This is a genomic window from Streptomyces sp. NPDC056373 (genome assembly GCF_042262425.1).
In the GTDB taxonomy this organism is placed as follows: domain Bacteria; phylum Actinomycetota; class Actinomycetes; order Streptomycetales; family Streptomycetaceae; genus Streptomyces.
In genome coordinates, this window is record NZ_JBHJPX010000009.1 from 306,217 (window position 1) to 329,984 (window position 23,768).

Annotated in this window: 21 protein-coding genes and 1 pseudogene; 7 read left to right on the forward strand and 15 right to left on the reverse strand. The window is 72.3% G+C overall.

What is annotated here, in order from left to right:
• Positions 1 to 2 precede the first annotated feature (2 nt).
• Genes ACFCXS_RS21170 through ACFCXS_RS21180 form a run of 3 tightly spaced genes read left to right on the forward strand, consistent with a single transcriptional unit; the run spans position 3 to position 4,479 of the window.
• Positions 3 to 1,748, forward strand: coding sequence for a sugar ABC transporter ATP-binding protein (locus tag ACFCXS_RS21170; protein WP_376644890.1), 1,746 nt, complete (start codon positions 3 to 5; stop codon positions 1,746 to 1,748).
• Complete coding sequence (locus ACFCXS_RS21175) at positions 1,745 to 2,731, forward strand: ABC transporter permease (RefSeq protein WP_376644891.1); 987 nt, start codon at positions 1,745 to 1,747, stop codon at positions 2,729 to 2,731. The genes ACFCXS_RS21170 and ACFCXS_RS21175 overlap by 4 nt, the downstream gene beginning before the upstream one ends.
• 50 nt (positions 2,732 to 2,781) lie before the next feature.
• Positions 2,782 to 4,479 (forward strand): amidohydrolase, encoded by a 1,698-nt coding sequence (locus ACFCXS_RS21180; RefSeq protein WP_376644997.1) that lies wholly within the window; start codon positions 2,782 to 2,784, stop codon positions 4,477 to 4,479.
• A 10-nt stretch (positions 4,480 to 4,489) separates the two neighbouring features.
• Here the strand turns inward: ACFCXS_RS21180 and ACFCXS_RS21185 are convergent, their stop codons facing one another.
• The 3 genes from ACFCXS_RS21185 to ACFCXS_RS21195 are packed head-to-tail and all read right to left on the reverse strand — an operon-like array spanning position 4,490 to position 7,133.
• Positions 4,490 to 5,371 (reverse strand): metal ABC transporter permease, encoded by an 882-nt coding sequence (locus ACFCXS_RS21185; RefSeq protein WP_376644892.1) that lies wholly within the window; start codon positions 5,369 to 5,371, stop codon positions 4,490 to 4,492.
• Positions 5,368 to 6,207, reverse strand: a complete 840-nt coding sequence (locus ACFCXS_RS21190; protein ID WP_376644893.1) for a metal ABC transporter ATP-binding protein — start codon at positions 6,205 to 6,207, stop codon at positions 5,368 to 5,370. Before ACFCXS_RS21190 ends, ACFCXS_RS21185 begins: the two co-directional genes overlap by 4 nt.
• A gap of 5 nt (positions 6,208 to 6,212) precedes the next feature.
• On the reverse strand, positions 6,213 to 7,133 hold the full coding sequence (locus ACFCXS_RS21195) for a metal ABC transporter solute-binding protein, Zn/Mn family (RefSeq protein ID WP_376644894.1): 921 nt from the start codon (positions 7,131 to 7,133) through the stop codon (positions 6,213 to 6,215).
• A 198-nt stretch (positions 7,134 to 7,331) separates the two neighbouring features.
• Here ACFCXS_RS21195 and ACFCXS_RS21200 point away from each other — a divergent pair, with 198 nt between their 5' ends.
• The 3 genes from ACFCXS_RS21200 to ACFCXS_RS21210 are packed head-to-tail and all read left to right on the forward strand — an operon-like array spanning position 7,332 to position 9,411.
• A complete protein-coding gene (locus ACFCXS_RS21200) occupies positions 7,332 to 8,015 on the forward strand; it encodes a transcriptional regulator (RefSeq protein ID WP_376644895.1) in 684 nt (227 codons plus the stop codon).
• Complete coding sequence (locus ACFCXS_RS21205; RefSeq protein WP_376644896.1) at positions 8,012 to 8,992, forward strand: pyridoxal-phosphate dependent enzyme; 981 nt, start codon at positions 8,012 to 8,014, stop codon at positions 8,990 to 8,992. Before ACFCXS_RS21200 ends, ACFCXS_RS21205 begins: the two co-directional genes overlap by 4 nt.
• A gap of 59 nt (positions 8,993 to 9,051) precedes the next feature.
• Positions 9,052 to 9,411 (forward strand): cupin domain-containing protein, encoded by a 360-nt coding sequence (locus ACFCXS_RS21210; protein ID WP_053673613.1) that lies wholly within the window; start codon positions 9,052 to 9,054, stop codon positions 9,409 to 9,411.
• 96 nt (positions 9,412 to 9,507) lie between these two features.
• On the opposite strand, the gene ACFCXS_RS21215 is transcribed toward ACFCXS_RS21210, so the two are convergent.
• From ACFCXS_RS21215 to ACFCXS_RS21240, 6 genes are all read right to left on the reverse strand, one after another.
• Positions 9,508 to 10,470: a zinc-binding alcohol dehydrogenase family protein gene (locus ACFCXS_RS21215; RefSeq protein ID WP_376644897.1), complete on the reverse strand. Its 963-nt coding sequence runs from the start codon at positions 10,468 to 10,470 to the stop codon at positions 9,508 to 9,510.
• Positions 10,471 to 10,650: 180 nt separating this feature from the next.
• On the reverse strand, positions 10,651 to 10,944 hold the full coding sequence (locus ACFCXS_RS21220; protein ID WP_376644898.1) for a DUF1330 domain-containing protein: 294 nt from the start codon (positions 10,942 to 10,944) through the stop codon (positions 10,651 to 10,653).
• Between the two features lie 33 nt (positions 10,945 to 10,977).
• The gene (locus ACFCXS_RS21225; protein WP_376644899.1) at positions 10,978 to 12,411 is read right to left on the reverse strand and encodes an MFS transporter; all 1,434 of its coding nucleotides are present in this window, start codon (positions 12,409 to 12,411) and stop codon (positions 10,978 to 10,980) included.
• Positions 12,408 to 12,770 carry a MarR family winged helix-turn-helix transcriptional regulator gene (locus ACFCXS_RS21230; protein ID WP_376644998.1) on the reverse strand — a complete coding sequence of 121 codons (363 nt, stop codon included), beginning with the start codon at positions 12,768 to 12,770 and terminating at the stop codon, positions 12,408 to 12,410. Before ACFCXS_RS21230 ends, ACFCXS_RS21225 begins: the two co-directional genes overlap by 4 nt.
• Positions 12,771 to 12,947: 177 nt before the next feature.
• Positions 12,948 to 14,306, reverse strand: a complete 1,359-nt coding sequence (locus ACFCXS_RS21235; protein ID WP_376644900.1) for a VWA domain-containing protein — start codon at positions 14,304 to 14,306, stop codon at positions 12,948 to 12,950.
• Positions 14,303 to 15,160 (reverse strand): AAA family ATPase, encoded by an 858-nt coding sequence (locus tag ACFCXS_RS21240; protein WP_376644901.1) that lies wholly within the window; start codon positions 15,158 to 15,160, stop codon positions 14,303 to 14,305. The genes ACFCXS_RS21235 and ACFCXS_RS21240 overlap by 4 nt, the downstream gene beginning before the upstream one ends.
• Before the next feature lie 136 nt (positions 15,161 to 15,296).
• Between ACFCXS_RS21240 and ACFCXS_RS21245 the strand changes: the two are divergent.
• Positions 15,297 to 15,619 (forward strand): annotated as a pseudogene (locus ACFCXS_RS21245) (TetR/AcrR family transcriptional regulator).
• A gap of 97 nt (positions 15,620 to 15,716) precedes the next feature.
• On the opposite strand, the gene ACFCXS_RS21250 reads toward ACFCXS_RS21245, so the two are convergent.
• The 6 genes from ACFCXS_RS21250 to rhaI form a co-directional block, all read right to left on the reverse strand.
• Positions 15,717 to 16,352 (reverse strand): lactate utilization protein C, encoded by a 636-nt coding sequence (locus ACFCXS_RS21250; RefSeq protein ID WP_376644902.1) that lies wholly within the window; start codon positions 16,350 to 16,352, stop codon positions 15,717 to 15,719.
• Positions 16,349 to 17,827, reverse strand: a complete 1,479-nt coding sequence (locus ACFCXS_RS21255; RefSeq protein ID WP_376644903.1) for a LutB/LldF family L-lactate oxidation iron-sulfur protein — start codon at positions 17,825 to 17,827, stop codon at positions 16,349 to 16,351. The genes ACFCXS_RS21250 and ACFCXS_RS21255 overlap by 4 nt, the downstream gene beginning before the upstream one ends.
• On the reverse strand, positions 17,824 to 18,579 hold the full coding sequence (locus ACFCXS_RS21260; protein ID WP_376644904.1) for a (Fe-S)-binding protein: 756 nt from the start codon (positions 18,577 to 18,579) through the stop codon (positions 17,824 to 17,826). The genes ACFCXS_RS21255 and ACFCXS_RS21260 overlap by 4 nt, the downstream gene beginning before the upstream one ends.
• 70 nt (positions 18,580 to 18,649) lie before the next feature.
• Positions 18,650 to 20,098, reverse strand: a complete 1,449-nt coding sequence (locus ACFCXS_RS21265; RefSeq protein ID WP_376644905.1) for a rhamnulokinase family protein — start codon at positions 20,096 to 20,098, stop codon at positions 18,650 to 18,652.
• On the reverse strand, positions 20,095 to 22,134 hold the full coding sequence (locus ACFCXS_RS21270; RefSeq protein WP_376644906.1) for a bifunctional aldolase/short-chain dehydrogenase: 2,040 nt from the start codon (positions 22,132 to 22,134) through the stop codon (positions 20,095 to 20,097). Before ACFCXS_RS21270 ends, ACFCXS_RS21265 begins: the two co-directional genes overlap by 4 nt.
• A 250-nt stretch (positions 22,135 to 22,384) precedes the next feature.
• Positions 22,385 to 23,545: an L-rhamnose isomerase gene (gene rhaI, locus ACFCXS_RS21275; RefSeq protein WP_376644907.1), complete on the reverse strand. Its 1,161-nt coding sequence runs from the start codon at positions 23,543 to 23,545 to the stop codon at positions 22,385 to 22,387.
• Positions 23,546 to 23,768: the final 223 nt, after the last annotated feature.

Sequence of the window (23,768 nt, forward strand, 5' to 3'; positions counted from 1 at the left end):
CCATGACGACCACGAACCTGCGCATCAGCGGCCTGACGAAGTCCTTCGGCGGCGTCCGGGCCCTCGACGGTGTCGACCTCACCGTCCCCGCCGGGCAGGTGCACGCCCTGCTCGGACACAACGGCGCCGGAAAGTCCACCCTCATCAAGTGCCTGGGCGGCGCTTACCCGCCCGACGCCGGCACCATCGAGGTCGGCGGGACGTCGTACACCCGGCTCACGCCGCGCGAGTCCATCGCGTCCGGCGTGGCGATCATCTTCCAGACGCTGAGTGTGGTCGACGCTCTGACCGTGGCGGAGAACATCTTCCTCGGCCAGGAGTGGACCCGGCACGGCCGCATCGACCGGCGTGCCCAGGAGGAGGTCGCCGCCGGGTTGCTGGAGCGTGTGGCCGCGAAGTGCTCCCCACGCGACCGGGTGGCTGATCTGCCCATGGGCCAGCGCCAGTTGGTGGAGATCGCCAAGGCCCTCAGCCGCAGCGCCGCCGTCCTGGTCCTCGACGAACCGACCGCCGCCCTGTCCGGCACGGAGACCGACGCCCTCGCGGAGCGCGTCGAGGACCTGCGCGCCCAGGGGCTCGCCATCGTCTACGTCACCCACCTCCTGGGCGAGGTGGAACGACTCGCGGACGCGGTGACCGTGCTCCGGGACGGGCGGGTGGCCCACCACGCGACGGTGGCGGGGCGGTCGCGGCGGGAACTGGTGGAGGCGATCGCCGGCTCACCGGCGCAGCACGTGCGACCACGCCCGCGGGACGAGGCTAAGCACGTGCGACCACGCCCGCAGGACGAGACGCAGCACGTGCGACCACGCCCGCACGACGACCCGCAGGCCCGGAGCGTCCGGCCCCGGCCGCGGACCGAGGACCGGGGCCGGGATCAGGCGCCGGACGCACAGCAGGCCGCGTCCGCGCAGGCGCGCCCGCGGGCTCAGGGCCTTGGCCACGCCCGGGCGCAGCACGCGCACGCCGCGCCCGCGGCGGCCGGGGCGGCGCAGGGCCGGCCCCGGCTGGCGGTCGACGCCCTGCGAGGACCGGGCTTCGGCCCCGTCGACCTCACCGTCGCCGCAGGCGAACGCGTCGGTCTGTTCGGGCTCATCGGCTCCGGCCGCACCCGCGTCCTGGAAACCCTCTACGGCAGGCGCCGCGCCACCGCCGGCGCGATGCGGGTCGGCGACCGTACCGTCAGTCCGTCCCGTCCGGCCGACGCGCTCGCCGCCGGGATCGCGCTCGTCCCGGCGGACCGGCGGGCCCAGGGCCTGTTCCCGACCATGACCGCGCAGGACAACGCGCTGCTCCCCTCCGTCCGCCCCCTGTCCCGCTTCGGGGTGCGGGCGCTGCGCTCCGAGCGGCGGGTGTTCGGCGCGCTGGCCGACGCGGTCGGGCTGCGACCGGCCCGGCCCGGGCTGGCGGCGGGCGCGTTCTCCGGCGGCAACCAGCAAAAGCTCGTCCTCGGCCGGTGGATCAACGAGGCCCGGCACGTGGACGTGCTGCTGCTGGACGAGCCGACCCAGGGCGTCGACGTGGGCGCCCGGCAGGAGATCTACCGGGTGGTGTCCACCCTCGCCGAAGAGCGCGGCACCGCCGTGCTGTTCGCCTCCAGCGACCCCGAGGAGATCGTGGCGCTCGCCGACCGCTGCCTGATCGTCGCCCGGGGACGGATCGTCGGCGAACTCTCCGGCGCCGAACTCACCGAACAGGCCCTGCTGTCGGCCGTTCACGACCCCCTGACCGCAGAAGGAGCAGCATGACCACCGCCGACCCGGCCCTTTCGAGGCGAGCCCGCCCGATCACCGCGGGCGGGCTCGCCACCGTACGCCGCAACCCGCTCCTCGTCGTGCTCGTCGCGATGGTGCTGGTCTTCCAGCTGACCACGGGCAGCTTCCTCGACCCGGCCAACCTGAGCGGCATCGCCACCGACGCCGCGACCCTCGCCATCGTCGCCGTCCCGCTGGCCCTGCTCGTCATCAGCGGCTACCTCGACCTGTCGGTCGGCTCCACGCTCGCCCTCGGCGGGCTGGTCGGGGGCTGGCTGGCGGGGCAGCACCACCAGTCGCCCGTCGTCGCCCTGCTCGGCGCGCTCGCCGCCGGGGCCCTGGTCGGGGCCGTGAACGGCATGCTGTGCTGCTGGTTCGGGCTGTCCGCGTTCATCGTCACCCTGGGCATGCTGACCGCCGTGCGCGGTCTGGCGCAGCAACTGTTCCCACTGCCGCTGAGCGGCTTCGGCCCCGGGTTCGCCTGGATCGGCGGGGCCCGCCTCGCCGGGATCGCCGCCCCGGTCGTCATCGCGGCGCTCGTGCTGGCCGCGGGCGCCCTGTTCCTGGCGTTCACCCCGGCCGGACGGCACGTCTTCGCCATCGGCGTCAACCGGGATGCGGCCCACCTCTCCGGCATCCACATCCGGCGCACCCCTTTCGCGCTGTTCGTCGCCACCGGCACGGCCGCCGCCCTGGCCGGGGCCATCAAGGCGTCGGTGCTGGACAGCGCGGTGGCCGGCACCTCCGGAGCCGGGTTCGAACTGACGGTGCTCACCGCGGTGCTGCTCGGCGGCGTCGCCCTCACCGGCGGCTCCGGCTCGATCCTCGGCGTCCTGCTCGGCGTGCTCTTCCTCGGCGGCCTGCAGAACGGCCTGACCCTGCTGAACGTGCCGACGTTCTGGCAGCAGATGGCCCAGGGCACCGCGCTGGTGGCCGGCGCCGCCCTGGCGTACCTCGCACCTCGCACCGGCCGCTGATCCACCCTCCCCCCTCCGAAACGAGGTCATCCGTGAGCGACACCGCATCCGTGGGCGACACCGCCCCCACCCTCGTCCTGACCGGCGGTCAGGTCCTCACCGTCGACGCCGGGTTCACGGTCGCCGAGGGCGTGGCCGTGCGCGGCCGGGACATCCTGGCCGTCGGCAGCGACGCGGAGATGCGTGCCCTGGCCGGGCCCGGCACCAGGGTCGTCGAACTGGGCGGCCGGACCGTGCTGCCCGGCATCAACGACTCCCATCTGCACGGCGCCGCCTACGGCATGACGAAACCGCCGTTCGCCCTGGACGTCGGCCACCCTGCGGTGGCCTCCCTCGCCGACGTCGCCGCGTCGGTCGGCCGGGCGGCACGGGAGACACCGGCAGGCCGGTGGATCATCGGCCTGGGCTGGGACCCCGGCTACCTGGCCGAGTGCCTCGCCGACCCGGGCCGCTTCCCGCACCGGCGGGACCTGGACGCGGTGGCGCCCGAGCACCCGGTCTGCCTGACCGACTTCTCCTCGCACATGGTGTGGGTCAACTCCGAGGCGCTGCGCCGCTGCGGCGTCGACGCCGGCACCCCTGCCCCGCCCGGCGGAGTGATCGACCACGACCCCGACGGCAGGCCCACCGGCATCCTGCGCGAGGCCGCCGCACGGCTCGTCCAGGCCGAGCTCCCCGCGCCGACCCGGGCCGAGCGCCGCCGGGCCATCCAGGGCGTGATCCGTGAACTGCACTCCCGCGGCATCACCAGCTACACCGAACCCGGCCTCGGCCCCGGCGGCGCGGACTCCCTCTTCGGCGGCCTGAGCACCGACAACTGGAACGCCTACGCCGATCTCGCCGCGAGCGGCGAACTCAGGGCCCGCGTCAGCGTCCTGCTCCTGCCCGCCCCCATGGGCGGCTCCGCCGCGGACGTCCGCCGGGGGCTGGCCGAACTGCGCCGCCCCGAGTCGGCCGACCCCCGGCTGCTGCGCGCCATCGGCGTCAAGATCTTCGCCGACGGTGTCCCGCCCAACCGCACGGCGTGGATGAACGAGCCGTACCCGGACGGCGGCCACGGCGCCCTGTGCGTGCACGGCGACACGCCCGCGCTCCAGGTGCACGAACTGCGCGAGATGATCAGGCTCGGCCACGAGGCCGGCTTCCAGCTCGGCGTGCACGTCACCGGCGACCGGGCCATCGACCTCGTGGTGGACGCCTTCCTCGCCGCGAACACGGCCGCGCCCCGACCGGACGCCCGCCACTACGTCATCCACGGCGACTTCATCAGCCCGGGCAGCCTGGCCGAGCTCGCCGCGCACGGCTACGGCGTCAACATGAACCCCGCCATCAAGTGGACCATCTCCGACCTGATGGACGAGCTCGTGGGCCCCGAACGCTCCGCCTACCAGTGGCCGGTGCGCTCCGCCCTGGACGCCGGCGTACGGGTCTGCGCGAGCTCCGACGCCCCCATCACCGAGCCCGACTGGCGCCAGGGCGTGGCCGCGATGATGCTGCGCGAGTCCAAGGCCAGCGGCCGTACCAGCGGCCCCGAGCAGTGCGTCCCCCTCGCCGACGCCCTGCGCGCCTACACCTCCACCGCCGCCTGGCAGGACTTCGCGGACGACTGGAAGGGCACCCTCGAAGCGGGCCGGGCCGCCGACCTGTGCGTCCTGGACCGGCCGCTGCTGGACCTCGACCCGCACGAGATCACTCAGGCTCAGGTGGATCTCACGGTGTTCGACGGTCAGGTGGTCTTCGAGCGGTGAGGCGTGGTGCTCAGGCCGCCCGCACCACCGCGCGCCGCGCGCCCCACCGCCGGTTCCGGAACCGCCCGGCCACCCGGCACACCGCGTAGATCGTGAACGAGATCGTCGTGACGTAGGGGCTGATGGGGATGCTGCTGCCCAGGGCGAGCAGGATGCCGCCCTCGATGGAGACCACGGCGAACACCACGCTCAGCGCGGGCAGCAGCAGCGGCGACGCGGTGACGCGGGAGGCCGCCGCGGCCGGGGTGACGACCAGGGACAGCACCAGCAGCGCGCCGACGATCTGCACCGACAGGGCGACCGCGAGCCCGAGCACCAGCATGAACGCGAAGGACAGCGCACGCACCGGCACTCCGCGGGCCTCCGCCACGTCCGGATCCGTGCTGGCGAAGGCCAGCGGACGCCACATGACCGTCAGGGCCACCAGCACCAGGACGGACGTGCCCAGCAGCCAGGACATCTGCGGGGTGTCCACGGCGACGATCTGCCCGGTGAGCAGCCCGAACTTGTTGGCAGCCCGCCCCTTGTACAGGGCGAGGAAGAGCACGCCGAGTCCCAGGCCGAACGGCATGATGATGCCGATCACCGAGTTGCGGTCCCGGGCCCGGGACCCGAGGACGCCGATGGCACCGGCCGCCAGGAGGGAACCGGCGATCGAGCCGACCACGATGTTCGCGTCCAGCAGCAGGGCCGCCGAGGCGCCCGCGAACGACAGCTCACTGATGCCGTGCACCGCGAACGGCAGGTCCCGCATCAGGACGAACACCCCGGCCAGCCCGCCCACCAGGCCCAGTGCCACGCCGGCGACGAGGGAGTTGCGGACCAGGGCGAGGAGTTCGCCGTAGTCGGTGAAGTCGAAGATCTGGTGCCAGATCCCGTCGGCGAGTGTCATGTGCGCACTCCGTCGCTCTCGTGGGCCTGCTCGGGGTGGTGCGGCGGGCCGGCCGTCTCGTCGGGAGCCCCCGCGACCACCACCCGGCCCCGGACGCGGAGCACGTCGACCTGCGTGCCGTAGAGGCGGGACAGCGACTCCGAGGTCAGCACCTCCTCCGGGGTGCCGGTCCGGTGGCCGCCGGGGGCCAGATACAGCACCCGGTCGGCCATGCCCAGCACCGGGTTGATCTCGTGCGTCACGAACACGACCGCCGTGCCGTGGGAGCGGCGCCGGGCGTCGATCAGCTCGGTGACGGCCCGCTGGTGGTGCAGGTCGAGCGACAGCAGCGGCTCGTCGCACAGCAGGAGACGGGGGTCGGTCGCCAGGGCCTGCCCGATGCGCACGCGCTGCCGTTCGCCGCCGGAGAGCATCCCGAGCGGGACGTCGGCGTAGGCCGAGGCGCCCACCGACTCGAGGATCTCGTCCACCCTGCGGCGGATGCCGCCGGTGCGCAGCCGTGGCCCGAAACGGTGGCCGTCGATGCCGAACCGGACGAGGTCCCGGGCGCGCAGCACGGCCTGCGCGGACAGGGCCGCCTGCTGCGGGACGTAGCCGATGTGCCGGGCGGCCTCGCGCGCCGGCCGGCCGAGGACGGTCAGTGTGCCGGCGGACAGCGGCTGACGGCCCAGCAGCGCCCGGACGAAGCTGGTCTTGCCGGCGCCGTTGGGGCCCAGCACGGCCAGGAACTCCCCGGGCCCCACGTCGAGATCGAGGTCGCTCCACACCATGCGGTCGCCGTAGGACAGGGCGGCCGCGCGCAGCGAGATGACCGGCGTGCCGTCCTGCCGGGCCATCGGGGTCACTTGGCCAGCGCGCTCGCGAGCGCGTCGACGTTGGCGGTCATCCAGCCGAGGTAGTCCTTGCCCTTGGGCAGCGTCTCGGTCACGGGCACGACGGGGATGCCGGCCGCCTTCGCCGCCGCCTCGGCCTTCTCGGTCTGGGGGCCGGAGGTCTGCTCGTTGTAGACCAGGGCCTTCACCTTCTTGCCGCTGAACAGCGCGAGGCTCTCCTGGAGGATGCGCGGGGAGACGTCGTCGCCCTCCTCGATCGCCTCGCTGAATCGCGCGGGTGTCCGGTTCACCAGGCCGCTCGCCTCGGTCATGTAGAGCGGCACCGGTTCCGTGATGGCGATGCCCTCACCGCCGTGCTCCTTCTTGATCCGCGCTTCCTCGGCTTCCAGCGGGGCGAGCTTCGCCTTGAAGGCTGCGGCGTTCTTCGTGAACGCGGTGGCGTCGCCCGGGTCGGCCTTCGCGAGGGCGGCGGAGATCCGGTCGGCGACCTTGGCGACGGTGGGGAAGTCGTACCAGACGTGCTCGTTGAGTTCGCCGCCCTGGGGCGCGGTCCTGCCGGACACCTCGACCGCGTCGATCACTTCGGCGGAGTCGTTGTGCCCGCCCTTGAGCATGTGGCCGACGAAGTCGTCGTAGCCGCCGCCGTTCTCGACGACGACCTTCGCCTTGGCCAGGGCCAGCTGGTTCTGGGGGTCGGCCTCGTAGGAGTGCGGGTCCTGGTCGGGGTCGCTGATGACCGACGTGACGTCGACGTGGTCGCCGCCGACGCGCTGGGCTATGTCGCCCCAGACGTCGGTGGAGGCGACCACGGCCACGCGGGCCGGTGTGCCCTTGCCGCCGGAGGAGTCCGACGAGTTGCCGCAGCCCGCGAGCAGGGCCAGTGACGCGCTGGTCAGCAGCGCGACGCGGCGGGACGTGGACAGGGACATGGCTCCTCCAGGACGGGCGTGCAGCAAGGTCGTAGACGGGAAGGCCGTCGGCAGGCATCACGCTAGATGGGAATGAATGTCAGAAGCGTTATGCGGTCGAAGTCATGTGAAAACCATTGCCAACTGTTGGAGATTCCTGGACTGACTATCCAGACATTGGACTTCTGGTCTAAAGTGGTGACGTGAGAGGGGGCGAACGTGGGTGACGCTCTGAGCGCCGAGCGGGACGCGATCCTCGCCGCGCTGAAGCCGGTCGTACAAGGGATCGCGGCGACCTTCGGGCCGGTCTGCGACGTCGTGCTGCACGACTACCGGATCCCGGAGCGATCGGTGGTCGCGGTGGCCGGAGCGGTGACCGGGCGTACGGTCGGCGGCGCGATGAGCGAGATCGGCATGCGCGTCCTCGCCGGCGGCGACGAGGCGTCCGACGAGCTGAACTACGTCAGCCGCACCCGCGACGGCACACCGGTGAAGTCCTCCACGATGGTGCTCCGGGACTCCACGGGAGCCGTGTTCGGCGCCCTCTGCATCAACGTGGACGTCGGCGCGGTCACCCAGGTCCACGACCTGCTCGGGGCGCTCGCCGGAGTCGGTGCCGCCGCTCCGGCGGAGCTCCCGACGACCACCTTCGGCAATGACATCGACTCCGTGGTCGACGCCCTCGTCGACGCCCACCGGTCCCGGCAGCGGGGCAGCTGGGCGGAGCTCGACCGCGCGGAGCGCCTGGAACTGTTCGGGGGGCTGGACACCCGCGGGGTCTTCGCCGTGCGCGGCGCCGTCGAACAGGTCGCAGCCCGGCTCGGCATCTCCCGCGCCTCCGCCTACAACTACCTGTCCCGGGCCCGGGCAGCCCACGACCCTTCCACCGGAGGATCCGCGTGACGACCACCACCCCACCGGTCACTCTCGACGACGTCCGCGACGCCGCCGCCCGGCTCGAGGGCGTCGCCCACCGCACGCCCGTGCTGCGCTCCCGCACCCTGGACGCGCTCGCCGGAGCCGAGGTGTTCCTCAAGTGCGAGAACTTCCAGCGCGTGGGCGCCTTCAAGTTCCGCGGCGCCTACAACGCCGCCTCCCGTCTCACCCCGGAGCAGCTGTCCCGGGGCATCGCCGCCTACTCCTCCGGCAATCACGCCCAGGCCGTCGCCCTGGCCGCCCGGGAGCTGGGCACCACCGCCGTCATCGTCATGCCGGAGGACGCCCCGCCCTCCAAGCGGGCCGCCACCGCCGGCTACGGCGCCGAGATCGTCACGTACGACCGCTACACCGGAGACCGCGTCGCCATCGCCGAGGCCCTCGCCGCCGACCGTGGCCTCGCCCTCATTCCGCCCTACGAGCATCCGCACGTCATGGCGGGGCAGGGCACGGCGGCCCTCGAACTCCTCGCAGAGGCGGGGGAGCTGGACGCGCTGCTCACGCCGGTCGGCGGCGGCGGGCTGATGGCCGGAAGTGCCACGGCGGCCAAGGGGCTGCACCCCCGCATCCGGACCATCGGCGTCGAGCCCGAGGCCGGGGACGACACCAAGCGCTCGCTGGAAGCCGGCCGGCGCGTCAGCATCCCGGTCCCGCGCACCATCGCCGACGGTCAGGCCCTGCACACCCCGGGAGAGCTGACGTTCTCGGTCAACCGACGGCTCCTCGACGAGGTCGTCCTGGTCGGCGACGACGAGATCCGGGACGCGATGAGGTTCGCCTTCGAGCGCCTGAAGATCGTCGTCGAGCCGAGCGGCGCCACCCCGCTGGCCGCGCTGCTCACCGGCGCAGTGGGTCCGCTTCCCCCGCGCGTCGGTGTCGTCATCTCCGGCGGCAACATCGACGCCGGACGCTTCGTGGAGCTCTGTGGCGGCGCCACCCGCTGAATGGCGCCCCCCGGAGGGCGGACGGACGATGGAAGCAAACCTCACCGAGGAGGAGCGTCATGCTGGAAGTGAAGACGCTCGACAAGCCGGACGAGCGGCGCGACTATCCCCGAGGCCACCTGGAAGCCGTCCATATGACAGGGCTGGACTTCGCCGTGGCCACCTTCGAACCGGGCTGGCGCTGGTCCGAGTCCGTGGCCCCGATCGCGGGGACGGACAGCTGCCGGATCCACCACAACGGCTATGTCGTCTCCGGTCGTATGCACATCCGCATGGACGACGGCGCGGAGAGCGAAGTGGGACCCGGTGACGTGTTCGTCTGCGCGCCCGGTCACGACGCATGGGTCGTCGGCGACGAGCAGTGCGTGGTGTACGACTTCGCGGGCAGCATGGCCAAGGAGTACGCCAAGAAGGACTAGGGTCCGTTTGCAGGGCGTCGTGGCGGGTGAGAGACCAGTGGGTGACCGCGCGGGCCGGCCGTGGGGCCCGTCCGGTGGCAAGACGGGCGTTCGTCGTCAAGGGCGGAGGACCAGTTTCCCCTTCGTGCGGCGGGCGAGCAGGTCTTCGTGCGCGTCTCGGGCCCGTGCCAGGTCGTACTCCGCGCCGGCCAGGGGCCGCAGGCGACGCCGCGCCGTGAGGTCGAGGAGCTCCGCCAGCTCCGCACCACCGGCACCGTTGCGGGCGATGAGCGGGACGACCCAGAAGCCGGCGACGGTGATGTTGTCCACCGCCAGCCGGCCCGGCTCGATCGCCGAGGCCGCCTGCCGGGACGAGGCTCCGTAGGTCACCAGCCGCCCGAGGGGTGCGAGGGTGTCCAGGGCGGCGTCGAGGACGGGGCCGCCGATGGCGTCCAGGACGATGTCGACCGGGTGTCCGTGGTTGGCGTCCACGACCCGCTCCCGATAGCCCTCCGCCCGGCCGTCGATCGCCACGTCCGCGCCGAGCTCCAGAGCGAGGACGCGTTTGTCGTCGGACGACGCCGTGGCGATGATCCGTCCAGCCCCGAACTCCCGGGCCAGTTGCACGAGGAGACTGCCGGTCCCGCCCGCGGCGGCATGGACCACCACGCTCTCACCGGGCCTGACACGCGCGACCGACCGCAGCAGATGCCACGCCGTCAGCCCCTGTACAAGAACTGCCAGCGCTTCGCCCGCACCCACTCCCTGCGGTAACGCGACCAGGTGGCGTTCGGCGACGGCCGCCTTGGCGGCGTAACCGCCCTGTGGAACATAGCCGAGGACTCGCCGGCCGTCCGCGGTCCGGCCGACGACCTCCATACCGGGGACACGGGGCAGCGGACCTCGGGGAGCGTACGGACCGTCGGTGTGCTCGCCCGCGATCTGCTTGATGTCGCCGAAGTTGACTCCCGCGGCCTCCACATGGACAAGAGTCTCGCCCGGCCCGGCCAGTGGGTCCGGCACCTCGGCCTCCTCCAGGACCTCGGGGCCGCCGAACCTCCCGTACCGCATGGCACGCATGTACGACCTCCTGCAGAATCAACGTTCTCGACCCGTCCGAAGATCTTCCCCGCCGGGCCGGGAAACGGGTGTCCCGGAGTTCCTCTTCCAGGAGGAGTCCACGGGCCAGGCAGCTGTAGGTGTGCGGTCGGCCGGCACGAGGAGTTCGGGCACTTCGGTGAAGATCCGGCCGGACCTCGGTCAGTCGATGCCCTCGACGATGCGGAAGTCGCGCTCGACGCCGTCGGAGAGGGCGGCCAGCGCCTCCTGGTAGGCCGCACTCTCGCGTGCCGCGACGGCCTGCTCGAAGCTGTCGAACTCGACCAGGACGGTGCGCTCGGCGATTCCGGCGTCATACGCCACGACCCGACCGCCACGGACGAAGGTACGGCCGCCCCAGGGCTGGACGGCCTGACGGGCCAGCTTGTTGTATGCAGCCAGCTTGTCGGGGTCCGAAATGGTGCGGTAGACGCTGACCCAGTAGCCCTTGGGCATGGAACCTCCAGTGTCGGGATGAGTGCATCCGACTTACGGGTTGGTATCGGACGAGCGTCGGCGGGCGAGAGCGAGGCTTGTCAGCGTCGTGATCGCCATGGCGCCGATGCCGACCAGCGCCGCGGTGGTGTAGGCGCTGTCGTCGGGGAAGAGGTGGCCGGGGCCGGTGCCCGCGGCGAGGAACAGGCCGCCGATGGCGCTGCCCAGGGAGTACCCGACGCTGCGCACGACGTAGTTGAAGCTCATGGCGCTCGACGTCTCGCTCCTGGGGGTGACGGCCAGGATGACGCCGGGCATCGCGGCCGAGAAGCCGCCGACGCCGAAGCCGAGCACGCCCATCGCCGCGAACAGTTCGGCCAGGTCCGACCGGGCCGCCGCGAACAGGGCGAACCCGCAGCCGACCACGACGGCGCTGCCGGCCAGGAGCAGGGGGTCGGCGATCCGCGTGCGGACCCGCGGTGTGAGCTTGCCGGCCACGAACCCCAGCACCGAGAACGGGATGAGGACCAGCCCGGCGACGAAGGTCGTCAGCCCGAAGCCGTAGCCGGCGCCGTGCGGCGTCTGCGCGTACCGGGTGATGAGCGTGAGCAGGAGGTACATGCCGATCCCGCCGACGAACATGGCGAGGTTCGCCCCGGCGACCGCCGGGTGCCGCACCGCCCGCACATCGACCAGGGGCGTCGTGCTGCGCAGCTCGATGACGGCCCAGATGTGGAGCAGCACCACCGCGACGACGGCGAGGCCGACCGCCACGGCGGGGTGCCGGCTCCACAGATTCCGTTCGCCGGCGAGGAACAGCACCAGGAGCAGCGCGGCGGCCAGCACGACCGCGCCTGCCACGTCCACGTGGGCGGAGCGGCCTTCGGGGGCTTCGGGCATGGAGCGCCACGCGGTCAGGAGGGCGGCGGCGGTGACGACCAGGCCGAAACCGTAGGCGGCCCGTACCCCGCCGAACTCGGCGAACAGTGCGGCCAGCGGGTAGCCGACGCCCGCCCCGATGATCGAGACCACCGAGATCAGGGCGATCACGGCCCCGCTGCGCTCCTCGGGGAGGTGGTCCCGGGCCACGCCCATCATCAGCGCCGTCAGCCCGAGCCCGACGCCCTGGGCCGCCCTGCCGGCCAGCAGCCAGGCGAACGGCAGCGGCAGCACGGTGAGCCCGCTACCGGCGACGACGATGGCCAGCGTGGCGAGGATCGTGGCCCGCCGGTGCGGGCCGGCTCCGAGCCGGCCCAGGACCGGCGTGGCGACGGCGCCGCTGAGCAGCGCGACGGTCAGCGTCCACTGCGCGCTGCCGAGCGAGACGTGGAACGAGGTCGCCACGCTGGTGATGAGCGGCGTCCCGAGGCTGGCGACCGCCGCCACGACCAGAGCGATGAACATCAGGGCGGGGACCAGCAGCCGCGCCTCGGAACGCGCCACCGGGAACGCCTTCGCCGCGACCCCGCCGACCGGGCGCCCGGTCACTGCTTCGGCCCGTCGCGGTCCTGGCTTTCGAGCTCTGCCAGATGCTTCAGCGCCGGAAGGGCCGCCACCAGCGCCTCGACCTCGTCGCCGGTGAGCTCGCCGATCAACCGCTCGAACGCGTGGACGCCCGCCTGGCGCCGCGTCCGGACATAGGAGGTGCCGGCCTCGGTCAGGCACACCAGCGTGACCCGCCTGTCGGACGCGTCGCCCCGCCGCTCGACCAGGCCGGACTCCTCCATCACCCGGACCAGGGTGGTCATCGCGGGCTGGGTGACGCCCTCGACCGCGGCCAGATCGGTGATGCGCCGCGGGCCGGTCCGGTCCAGGGTGGCCAGGGTGGCGGCGGACGTCAGGCTCATGTCCCGGGGCAGGCGTCTCGCGGCCCTGGTGGCCAGGCCGTAGAGGGCTGCCCCGATGGCGGCGGACGCGCCGGGAGCGGTGTCGGGACGACTCATGCTCGAAGCATAACAGTTTTATATTTACTGTTTATGGAAATGTCCAAGGCCGCCCTCTGCCCGCAGCTCGCCGCCGCCTGATCAGACCGGCAGCAGCCGGGCCACAAGTGCGCTCAACTGCCGGGCGTTGCGGCACTCGTGCATCTCGACCAGCTCGGCGTAGGAGGGCGCGACGGAGTCGCCCGTGCCCCAGCGGGAGCTCTGCTCGGGGTTCAGCCAGTGGACGCGGCGGGCCCGCTCGGCGATCTGCCGAAGGGCGGGCAGATTCGGGTCGCTCCGGTTCGTACGGGCGTCACCGAGGACGAACACGGTCGTGCGGGAACCGGCCGCCTCCGCGTACCGCTCGGCGAACTCGCCCAGGGCCATGCCGTAGTCACTGCTCCCGTGATAGCCCGTGACGGCCGCCTCCGCCTGGATGCGGGCGCCCAGCCCTTCCGGATCGGCCCGCCCGTGCTCCAGCAGCCCGGTCACCTCGTCGATCCGGTTGACGAAGGCGAACACGCGCACCTTGCTGAACTGGTCGTGCAGCGCCTGCACCAGCAGCATCGTGAAATCGGAGAACCCGGAGACCGATCCCGACACGTCGCACAGCAGCACCAGTTCGGGGCGGGCCGGACGCCGGGCGCGCAGCACCGGCTTCATCGGCACTCCGCCCGTCGACAGCGAACCGCGCAGGGTCCGCCGCAGATCGATCGCGCCCCGGGAGGCGCGACGGCGCCGGGCCGCCAGCCGGGTCGCGAGTCTGCGGGCCAGCGGCTGCACCGTTCTGCGCAGCTCGGCGAGCCGGTCCTGCCCGGCGAACAGGAAGTCGACCCGGTCCGCGGTCGGGGCCACCGCCCGCCGGGCGATCTCGTCCCGGCCGCGCCGCTCGGCGACCCGCCGCCGTGCCTCCGCGGCCACCAGGGCGCGGAAGGCGTCGATGCGCCGCCGGATCTCGTCCTCCAGCAGCCGGTCCGCGAACCCCTGCCTCCCGCCCTGCCCCCGGACGGTGTCACGCACCCGGGCCAGCAGGGTCTGCGGCCGCAACCGTTCGAGGGCCTGGTACGACGACCAGCCGTCCGACTCCGGCGAGGAGCCGTAGCCGCCGAAGCCGTCGACCGCCTCGATCGCCAGGCGGCCCAGTATCGCCCGGTCGTCGGCGGCCAGCGCGTCGGCAAGCCGGTCCCGCAGGTCCTCACGCCCCGCCGCCCGCTGCTCCGGACCGCCGACACCGCGTGGGAAGTACAGGTCGAAGACCGGGTCGAACACCTGTCGTTGCGCGGGCCCGTGCAGCAGCGTCGCCGCGAGGCCCTCGCGCAGCAGCTCCCGGTCCGCCAGGCCGAGTTCCGCGACCGCCCGTGCCGCGTCGACCGTCTCCCCGGTGCCGATCCGCACGCCGTGCGCGCGCAACGCCCCGACCAGCGACGTCAGCCGCTCGGCGACGCCCGCCGGCGTCGTCACAGGGCGTCCGGGTCGAGCTTGGCGGACGCCTTGAGGACGTCGTCCTGATGCTTGAGGAGCACGCCGAGGGTGGCCTTCACGACCGTCTCGTCCAGCGACCCGGCGCCGAGTGCGAGCAGGGTGTGCGCCCAGTCGACGGTCTCGGCGACCGACGGCACCTTGCGCAGGTCCATCGCCCGCAGCGCACCCACGACCCGGACGACCGAGCGGGCCAGGGTCTCGTCGAGCCCCGGCACCTTCAGCCGTACGATCCGGCGCTCCAGCTCGTCGTCGGGGAAGCCGATGTGCAGGAAGAGGCAGCGGCGGCGCAGCGCCTCGGACAGCTCCCGGCTCGCGTTGGAGGTGAGGACGACGAAAGGCCGGCGCGTCGCGGTGATGGTGCCGAGCTCGGGGACGGTCACCTGGAAGTCGCTGAGCACCTCCAGCAGCAGGCCCTCCACCTCGACGTCGGCCTTGTCGGTCTCGTCGATCAGCAGGACCTTCGGGTCGTCGCCCCGGATCGCGGTCAGCAGCGGCCTGGTGAGCAGGAACTCCTCGCTGAAGATGTCCGTACGGGCCTCGTCCCACGTCTCGTCGCGGCCCGCGCTGATGCGCAGGAGCTGCTTGGCGTGGTTCCACTCGTACAGCGCCCGGGACTCGTCGACGCCCTCGTAGCACTGCAGACGCACCAGCCGGGCTCCGGCCACCTCGGCGACGGCCTTGGCGAGCTCGGTCTTGCCGACACCGGCCGGGCCCTCCACCAGGAGCGGCTTGCCGAGGCGGTCGGCGAGGAAGACGGTCGTGGCGACCGCGGTCGAGGCGAGGTAGCCGGCCTCGGCGAGGCGTGCGGAGACGTCGTCGACGGATGTGAACACCGGTGGCCTCCAGGACGGCGGCGTGGGACTGACGGGCAGGGGCACTATCTAAGCGCTTGTTCACCCACGCTGTCACGGGATTCCCGCCCGGGATCCACGGCGAAACCGATCGGTTTCCCGCAGCGGGGCGGCCCGTATGGCCACAATCGACAAGGCGTCCACCCGGGACCGGCTCCTCGATGCGGCGGGCGAGCTGTTCTACCGCGAGGGCGTCTCCCTCGGCATCGAGACGCTGTGCCGCAGCGCCGGGGTCTCGAAGCGGTCCATGTACCAGCTCTTCGGAAGCAGCTGAGCTTCTTCCGTACCCAGGCCGCGGAAGGCGGGGCACGGGATCCGCAGTTGCTCGCCCGTCAGCTGATGCTGGTCCTCGACGGGGCCGGCGCGCGGGCCGGGGCGGGGATCGAGACGCTCGACGGCCTGACCGTGACCGCCCTGCTGGACGCCTCAGGCACGCGCTGACGGGGCCGCCGCGGCGACGGACCGGTCAGCCACCCGTCCGGTCGGCCGCGACCTGCCGTGGGGCGAGGCCCAGCGCACGTTCACGCAAGGGCGGGGGTCAGTCCCGGCCGACCATGATCACCTCCAGCGTGCGCGGACCGTGCACCCCCTCCACGCGGTCCAGCTCGATGTCACTGGTCGCCGACGGCCCCGAGATCCATGTCAACGGGCGTGCCGGGTCGAGGCGTTCAAGTCCCTGCGGTACGGACGACACGACCTGGCCGGGCACCCGCACCACGCAGATGTGGTGGTCCGGGACGAGGGTGATCCGGCGGCGGCCCTGGTCGGGCGAGCCGTCCAGCACGATGGTGCCGGTCTCCGCGATCGCGACCGCACAGGCCGTCACCACACTGTCCACCCGGTCCAGTTCCCCCGGACTGCTCTCGGCCCGGTCGGCCACCCGTGTCACCGAGGTCGCCGCCAGCCACGCCTCGTCCAGCCCGGGCGGCGCCAGCACCGACGCCGACCCGTGCTTGTCCAGCAGCCCCGCGATCAGACCGGGCAGTCCGGCGGCGTCCGTGCGGTGCACGAGCGCCCGGTAGTCCGCCAGGTTCCCGGCGAGCAGCTCCACCGTCTCCGCGACGGTCCGCTGCCCGTGCTCGCGCAGGTAGTCCCTCACGACGGGCGTCGCGTCGGCCGGTGTGTCCGCCAGCGCGCGACGCACCCGTCCCAGGATCAGTTCCCTGCTGTTCACCTGTCCCCGTCCTTCCCACCACGAGTGCGCTGCCACCAGTCCCGGAACGGTTCGGCGGGCACCGGCGGCAGCTCCCGGGTCCCGCTCCAGGCCCTGCCCGGGCCGGGCAGCGTCCGGGGATGGAAGCGACGCGTCCGGGAGGCGACGCGCTGGCCGGTGCGCAGCGCCCCCGCGTGCGTGAACGCCCAGCGTGCCGCACGCATCGCCGCCCGCTCGGCGGCATGCCCCTTCGCGGGCCGCAGTACCACCTTGTTGCCGGCCCGCGTCACCTCGCCGCCCTGCACCACCCGCTCGCGCAGATGCACCAGCACCTCCGGGATGTCGATGGCGACCGGGCACACCTCGTAGCACGCCCCGCACAGCGAGGAGGCGTACGGCAGCGAGGCGTCGATCTCGCTGCCCGTGCCCCGCAGCTGAGGGCTGAGGATCGCGCCGATCGGCCCCGGGTACACCGACCCGTAGGCGTGGCCGCCCGCCCGCTCGTAGACCGGGCACACATTGAGGCACGCCGAGCAGCGGATGCAGCGCAGTGCCTGCCGGCCGACCTCGTCGGCGAGGGTGTCGGTGCGGCCGTTGTCCAGCAGCACCAGATGGAAGTTCTGCGGGCCGTCCTCGTCCGTGGTGCCGGTCCATGTCGAGGTGTAGGGGTTCATGCGCTCGGCCGTCGAGGAGCGGGGGAGTGTCTGCAGGAAGACCTCCAGGTCCTGCCACGTCGGCACGATCTTCTCGATGCCGACGACCGAGATCAGCGTCTCGGGCAGGGTCAGGCACATCCGGCCGTTGCCCTCGGACTCGACGACCACGAGCGTGCCCGTCTCGGCGACCATGAAGTTGGCGCCGGAGATGCCGACCTTGGCCCGCAGGAACTTCTCCCGCAGGTGCAGACGGGCGGCCTCGGCGAGTTCGCCGGGCGTGTCCGTGAGACCTTCGGGAGCCGGGCGGCCCCACTCGCTCATCTCACGGGCGAAGATGTCCCGGATCTCGCCCCGGTTGCGGTGGATGGCCGGGACCAGGATGTGTGAGGGCCGGTCCTTGCCCAACTGCACGATCAGCTCGGCCAGATCGGTCTCGTAGGCGTGGATGCCCTCGGCCTCCAGTGCCTCGTTGAGACCGATCTCCTGGGTGGCCATCGACTTGACCTTGACGACCTCCGACTCGCCGGTCATCTGCACCAGCCGGGTGACGATGTCGTTGGCCTCGTCCGCGTCGGCGGCCCAGTGCACGACACCGCCCGCGGCCGTGACCGACTCCTCCAACTGCACGAGGTAGCGGTCGAGACGGCGCAGCGTGTGGTCCTTGATCCGCTTGCCCGCCTCGCGCAGCTCGGCCCAGTCGGACACCTCGCTGACGGCCTGCGCCCGCTTGGCGCGGATGGTGTGTGTGGCGTGCCGCAGATTGCCGCGCAGGGTCGCGTTCCCCACGGCCTCCCTTGCGGCCTCCGGAAACGCCGGCATCCCGAGATACGTCCCGCTCATACGGCCGGTTCCTCCTCCGTGCTCGCCAGGATCTCCGCGATGTGCACCGGCCGCATGCCGGTCCGCAGCCGGGCCATCGTCCCGCCGATGTGCATCAGACACGAGTTGTCCGCCGCGCACAGCACCTCGGCGCCCGTCGACTCGGCGTTGCGCACCTTGTCCGCACCCATCGCCGCGGAGACGTCGGAGTTCTTCAGCGCGAAGGTGCCGCCGAACCCGCAGCACTCGTCCGCGCCCGGCAGTTCGGCCAGCTCCAGCCCCTTCACCGACCGCAGCAGCCGCAGCGGCCGCTCACCGAGTCCGAGTCCGCGCAGCCCGTGGCAGGTCGGGTGGTACGTCACCGTGTGCGGGTAGTACGCCCCGACGTCCGTCACACCCAGCACGTCGACCAGGAACTCGGTCAGCTCGTACGTCTTCGGCACCACCGGCGCCAGTGTGGCCGCGAGCGTGTCCCCACGCCCCTCCGCCCGGGCCCGTTCGCCCATCCGCGGATACAGCTCCCGCACCATCGCCCCGCACGACCCGGACGGCGTCACGATCGCCTCGTACCCTCCGAATACATCGGAGAAATGCCGGGCGAGCGGCTCGGCCTCATGGCGGTAGCCGGTGTTGTAGTGAGCCTGCCCGCAGCAGGTCTGCGCCATCGGGAAGTCGACGTCGACACCCAGCCTGGTCAGCAGTTTCACCACGGCGCGCCCGGTGTCCGGATACAGCGTGTCGTTGACACAGGTCAGGAACAGGGCGACACGCATCGCGGCTCCTCGTGGTCGGTCATCGGATGTGTGCAGCGTAACCCGGTCGGGAGGCCGACGGGAGCCCCCTTCAGTTCCGGGTGAGCCGAGCCTGCGCGGCGCGCCACCGCTCGGTACCGCCGCGCGGCTCGTACCGGGTGAGCGGCTGCGTGTTCACCAGCAGCCGCCGCATCCCGGCCAGGTCGCCGACCAGCCCGTCCGCCCGCGCTTGCACCAGGACGTTCCCCAGGGCCGCCGCCTCGGTGGGCCCGGCCACCACCGGAAGCCCGCACGCGTCGGCGGTCAGCTGGCACAGCAGGGCGTTGCGCGTACCGCCCCCCACCACATGCACGACGTCGACCGAGTGGCCGGCGAGCCGCTGGGCGTCCCGGACCGCCCGGCGGTGGGCGAGCGCGAGGGAGTCGAGGATGCAGCGCGTCACCTCGGCCGGCGACTCCGGCACCGGCTGCCCCGAGACCCGGCACGCCTCGGCGATCCGCTCCGGCATCCGCCCGGGAGCGAGGAACGCCGCGTCGCCCGCGTCCACGACCGACCGCAGCGCCGGCACCTTGGACGCCTCCAGCAGCAGCGCACCGAGATCCGGGTCGCCCCAGGCCCGTACGCACTCCTGGAGCAGCCACAGCCCCATGATGTTCCGCAGATAGCGGACGGTGCCGTCCAGCCCCAGCTCGTTGGTGAAGTTGGCGGCCCGGCTCTCCTCGGTGAGCACGGGCGCGTCCAGCTCCAGACCGGCAAGCGACCAGGTGCCGGTGCAGATGTAGGCGAACCGCTCACCCGACGCGGGTACGGCGGCGACCGCCGACGCGGTGTCGTGCGACCCGACGGCGGTCACCGGCACGGGACCGGTCAGCCCGGTCTCCTCCAGCACCTCCTGCCGCAGCACCCCCGCCGGATCACCGGGCCGCCGCAGCGGCGCGAACAGCCCGAGGTCGACACCGAGGCGCTCCGCGAGGCCGTACGCCCAGTCGCGGGTGCGCGGGTCGATCAACTGGGTCGTGGACGCGTTGGTGAGTTCCGTGCCCTGCTCGCCGGTCAGCCAGTACGTCAGCAGGTCCGGCATCAGCAGCAGCCGCCGGGCCTGTGCGAACTGGGCCGTGGAGCGGGCGGCGACGAGCTGGTACAGGGTGTTGAAGGGCGCGTACTGCAACCCGGTCGCGGCGTACAGCTCCCAGGCGGGCACGGTCGCCCACACCTTCTCCGGGACGCCCTCCGTACGGGCGTCCCGGTAGTGCACGGGATTGCCGAGCAGCGCCCCGTCGGCGTCCAGCAGCCCGTGGTCCACGGCCCAGCTGTCGATGCCGACGGAGTCGACCTGTCCCGCTGCCCGCAGCCCGTCCAGTACTCCGGCGTACAGGCCGAGCACGTCCCAGCGCAGCCCCTCCGGGACACGTACCGGCCGGTTCGGGAAGCGGTGGGCCTCGGTCAGCTCCAGCGAGTCGAGTCCGACACGGCCGACCATGACACGCCCGCTGGACGCGCCGAGATCGACCGCGGCGTACGACTTCACGGCCGTGCTCATCGCAGGAAGGCGGCCGCGACGCCGGCGTCGACCGGGATGTGCAGACCGGTCGTGTGGGTGAGGTCCCCGCCGGTCAGCGCGAAGACGGCGTTGGCCACGTGCTCGGGGAGCACCTCGCGCTTGAGGATGGTCCGCTGGGCGTAGAACTCGCCCAGCTTCTCCTCCTGAACCCCGTACACCGCCGCCCGCTGGGCGCCCCATCCGCCGGCGAAGATCCCCGAACCACGCACCACGCCGTCCGGGTTGACGCCGTTGACGCGGATGCCGTGCTCGCCCAGCTCGGCGGCGAGCAGCCGCACCTGATGGGCCTGGTCGGCCTTGGTGGCGGAGTAGGCGATGTTGTTGGGCCCGGCGAACACGGCGTTCTTCGAGGCGATGTAGACGATGTCGCCGCCCAGTTCCTGGGCGATCATCACCCGGGCCGCTTCGCGTGACACCAGGAAGGAGCCGCGGGCCATGATGTCGTGCTGGAGGTCCCAGTCCCCGGCGGACGTCTCCAGCAGCGGCTTGGAGATCGAGATGCCCGCGTTGTTGACCACGAGGTCCACCCCGCCGAAGGCCAGCACGGCCGCCCGGAACGCCTCGGCGATCTGCTCCTCGGAGGTGACGTCCACCGTCACGGCGACGGCCTTGTCGGCCCCGCCCAGTTCCTCGGCGACGGCGGCGGCGTTCTCACCGTTCAGATCGGCCACGACGACACAGGCGCCCTCGGCCGCGAGCCGGTGCGCGACGGCCTTGCCGATGCCGCTCCCGGCACCTGTCACCAGTGCCACCCGCGTCGCCAGCGCCTTGGGCTTCGGCATCCGCTGGAGCTTGGCTTCCTCCAGCGCCCAGTACTCGATCCGGAACTTCTCGGACTCCTCGATCGGTGCGTAGGCGGACACGGCCTCGGCGCCCCGCATCACGTTGATCGCGTTGACGTAGAACTCACCGGCGACCCGGGCGGTCTGCTTGTCCTTGCCGAAGGAGAACATGCCCACGCCCGGCACCAGCACGATCGCCGGGTCGGCGCCGCGCATGGCGGGGGAGTCGGGCTCGGCGTGCCGCTCGTAGTAGGCGGCGTACTCCTCGCGGTACTCGGCGTGCAGTTCCTTCAGCCGGCCGATCGCCTCCTCGAGCGGGGCGTTCGGCGGCAGGTCCAGCACCAGCGGCCGGACCTTGGTGCGCAGGAAGTGGTCCGGGCAGGACGTCCCGAGCGCCGCGAGCCGCGGGTGCTCCGTGCTCGCGAGGAAGTCGAGCACGACCTCGGAGTCGTCGAAGTGCCCCACCTGAGGCCGGTCCTGGGAGGCGATCGCCCGCACGTACGGGGCGAGCGCTGCGGCCCGCTCCCGCCGCTGCGCGGGACCCGGCGCGACGTACCCTTCGATCACCGGCCCGAACGGCTCGGGCCTGCCCCGCTCGGCGAGGAACCGCTCGGCGGTCCGGATGATGTGCAGCGAGTTCCGCTCGCACTCCTCGGAGGTGTCCCCCCAGGCGGTGATCCCGTGGCCGCCGAGAACACACCCGACGGCCTGTGGATTGGCCTTCTTCACGGCGGCGATGTCCAGCCCGAGCTGGAATCCGGGCCGCCGCCACGGCACCCACACCACGCTGTCCCCGAAGCATTCGGCGGTCAGCTTCTCCCCGTCGGCGGCGCAGGCGAGCGCGATCCCCGAGTCCGGGTGCAGATGATCGACGTGCGCGGCCTCGACCAGCCCGTGCATGGCGGTGTCGATGGACGGAGCGGCCCCGCCCTTCCCGTGCAGGCAGTAGTCGAACGCGGCGACCATCTCGTCCTCGCGCTCGACGCCCGGGTACACGTCCACGAGCGACCGCATCCGGTCCAGCCGCAGCACGGCGAGTCCGGCCTCGGTCAGCGTGCCGAGATCCCCGCCGGACCCCTTGACCCACATCAGCTCCACCTCGCCCCCGGTGACGGGGTCGGTGTCGGTCCCCTTGGCGGAGGTGTTGCCGCCGGCGTAGTTGGTGTTCCGGGGATCGGCACCGAGCCGACGGGACCGGGCGAGCAGAGCTGCGGCTTCGGGATGGGTTGCCATGCGTGATCAATCCTCACAGTGAAGGGGTTACGGGGTACGGGGTTCGGCTCGGAGGCCAGGGGGCGCTGCCGGGGGCGGGTGAGTGGGGCTTCCCGCGCGGTTCCCCGCGCCCCTGAAGAACAGGGACTGCGCGCCTCGCTTCCCAGGCCCGCAGGGCCTGGTCTCTCAGGGGCGCGGGGAACTGCGCGGGCAACCCACGACGCCCCGCGGCCTGCGACGCACAGTCACCCGGCAGGCGAAGCGCGGCGGATCACGCCCCCCACCCCGCCTGCTCCCCGCCCACCCGCTCTTCGACGATCTTCGACGCCCACCCGGACCGGCGGTACGCCTGCAGCGGCTCGGGGTCCAGCCCCATTTCCTCGCGCACCTCGCGCAGCAGCGGCCTCACATCCGTGTTGTACGCGTCCATCACGACCGCGTTGGCCTCCAGCACGTCCCCGTCCCGCTGGGCGGCGCGCAGCGCGTCCCCGTCGACCAGGAGCGCCTTCGCCGTCGCCTCCTGCACGTTCATCACCGACCGGATGATCGCCGGGATCTTCGCCTCGATGTTGTGACACTGGTCGAGCATGAAGGCGACGTCGGGCGTGAACCCCCCACCCCGGATCACCTCGTACATGATCCGGAACAGCTGGAACGGATCCGCCGCCCCGACCATGAGATCGTCGTCCGCGTAGAAGCGTGAGTTGAAGTCGAACCCCCCGAGCTTCCCCTCACGCAGCAGCGTCGCCACGATGAACTCGATGTTCGTCCCCGGCGCGTGGTGCCCCGTGTCGACGACGACCTGCGCCTTGGGCCCGAGCTTCAGGCAGTGGGCGTAGGCGGTACCCCAGTCCGGCACGTCCGTCGTGTAGAACGCCGGCTCGAAGAACTTGTACTCCAGCAGCATCCGCTGCCCGTCCCCGAGCCGCTCGTAGACCTCGGCGAGCCCCTCGGCCAGCCGGTCCTGCCGCCCCCGGATGTCGTCCTGGCCCGGATAGTTCGTGCCGTCGGCGAACCACAGCTTCAGATCCGACGAGCCCGTCGCATCCATGATGCCGACGCACTCCAGCAGATGATCGACGGCCTTCCGCCGCACGGAGGCCTCGGGGTGGCAGATGCTCCCGAGCTTGTAGGCGTCGTCCTGGAAGGTGTTGGAGTTGATCGCCCCGAGCTTCACGCCCCGCTGCTCGGCGTGCTCGGCCAGCGCCGCGTAGTCGTCGACCTTGTCCCAGGGGATGTGCAGGGCCACGGTCGGCGCGACGCCGGTGAACTCGTGCACCTTCGCCGCGTCGTCCAGCTTCTCGAACGGGGTGCGAGGCACACCCTGCTGCGCGAACACCTTGAACCGTGTGCCCGAGTTCCCGTAGGCCCACGACGGCGTCTCGACGGCCTGTGTCTTGAGAGCGGCCTTCGCCGCGGCGAGCTCGGTCACGTCAGGCTCCTGTGACATCGGGTCGTGACGACCACTGAATGAAACGATTCAGGACGCGAAGCTATGGGCCCCCCGGAGGGGTGTCAACCCCTCCGGCCGAGACGGTTTCCCGTGACCCATGCGTGACCTTCTGTCCTCGAAACTTTTTCGACCAGAACCCATTGACGTGACATGCGCGGCCCGCCTAACGTCCCGGCAACCAAGTTGAAACCTTTCACGACGC

Bases quoted from the DNA above. Each gene is read 5' to 3' on its own strand.
- ACFCXS_RS21170 (WP_376644890.1), top strand. From the start codon at position 3: ATGACGACCACGAACCTGCGCATCAGCGGCCTGACGAAGTCCTTCGGC.
- ACFCXS_RS21175 (WP_376644891.1), top strand. From the start codon at position 1,745: ATGACCACCGCCGACCCGGCCCTTTCGAGGCGAGCCCGCCCGATCACC.
- ACFCXS_RS21185 (WP_376644892.1), bottom strand. From the start codon at position 5,371: ATGACACTCGCCGACGGGATCTGGCACCAGATCTTCGACTTCACCGAC.
- ACFCXS_RS21190 (WP_376644893.1), bottom strand. From the start codon at position 6,207: ATGGCCCGGCAGGACGGCACGCCGGTCATCTCGCTGCGCGCGGCCGCC.
- ACFCXS_RS21195 (WP_376644894.1), bottom strand. From the start codon at position 7,133: ATGTCCCTGTCCACGTCCCGCCGCGTCGCGCTGCTGACCAGCGCGTCA.
- ACFCXS_RS21210 (WP_053673613.1), top strand. From the start codon at position 9,052: ATGCTGGAAGTGAAGACGCTCGACAAGCCGGACGAGCGGCGCGACTAT.
- ACFCXS_RS21215 (WP_376644897.1), bottom strand. From the start codon at position 10,470: ATGCGTGCCATGCGGTACGGGAGGTTCGGCGGCCCCGAGGTCCTGGAG.
- ACFCXS_RS21220 (WP_376644898.1), bottom strand. From the start codon at position 10,944: ATGCCCAAGGGCTACTGGGTCAGCGTCTACCGCACCATTTCGGACCCC.
- ACFCXS_RS21230 (WP_376644998.1), bottom strand. From the start codon at position 12,770: ATGAGCCTGACGTCCGCCGCCACCCTGGCCACCCTGGACCGGACCGGC.
- ACFCXS_RS21255 (WP_376644903.1), bottom strand. From the start codon at position 17,827: ATGAGCGGGACGTATCTCGGGATGCCGGCGTTTCCGGAGGCCGCAAGG.
- ACFCXS_RS21260 (WP_376644904.1), bottom strand. From the start codon at position 18,579: ATGCGTGTCGCCCTGTTCCTGACCTGTGTCAACGACACGCTGTATCCG.
- ACFCXS_RS21265 (WP_376644905.1), bottom strand. From the start codon at position 20,098: ATGAGCACGGCCGTGAAGTCGTACGCCGCGGTCGATCTCGGCGCGTCC.
- ACFCXS_RS21270 (WP_376644906.1), bottom strand. From the start codon at position 22,134: ATGGCAACCCATCCCGAAGCCGCAGCTCTGCTCGCCCGGTCCCGTCGG.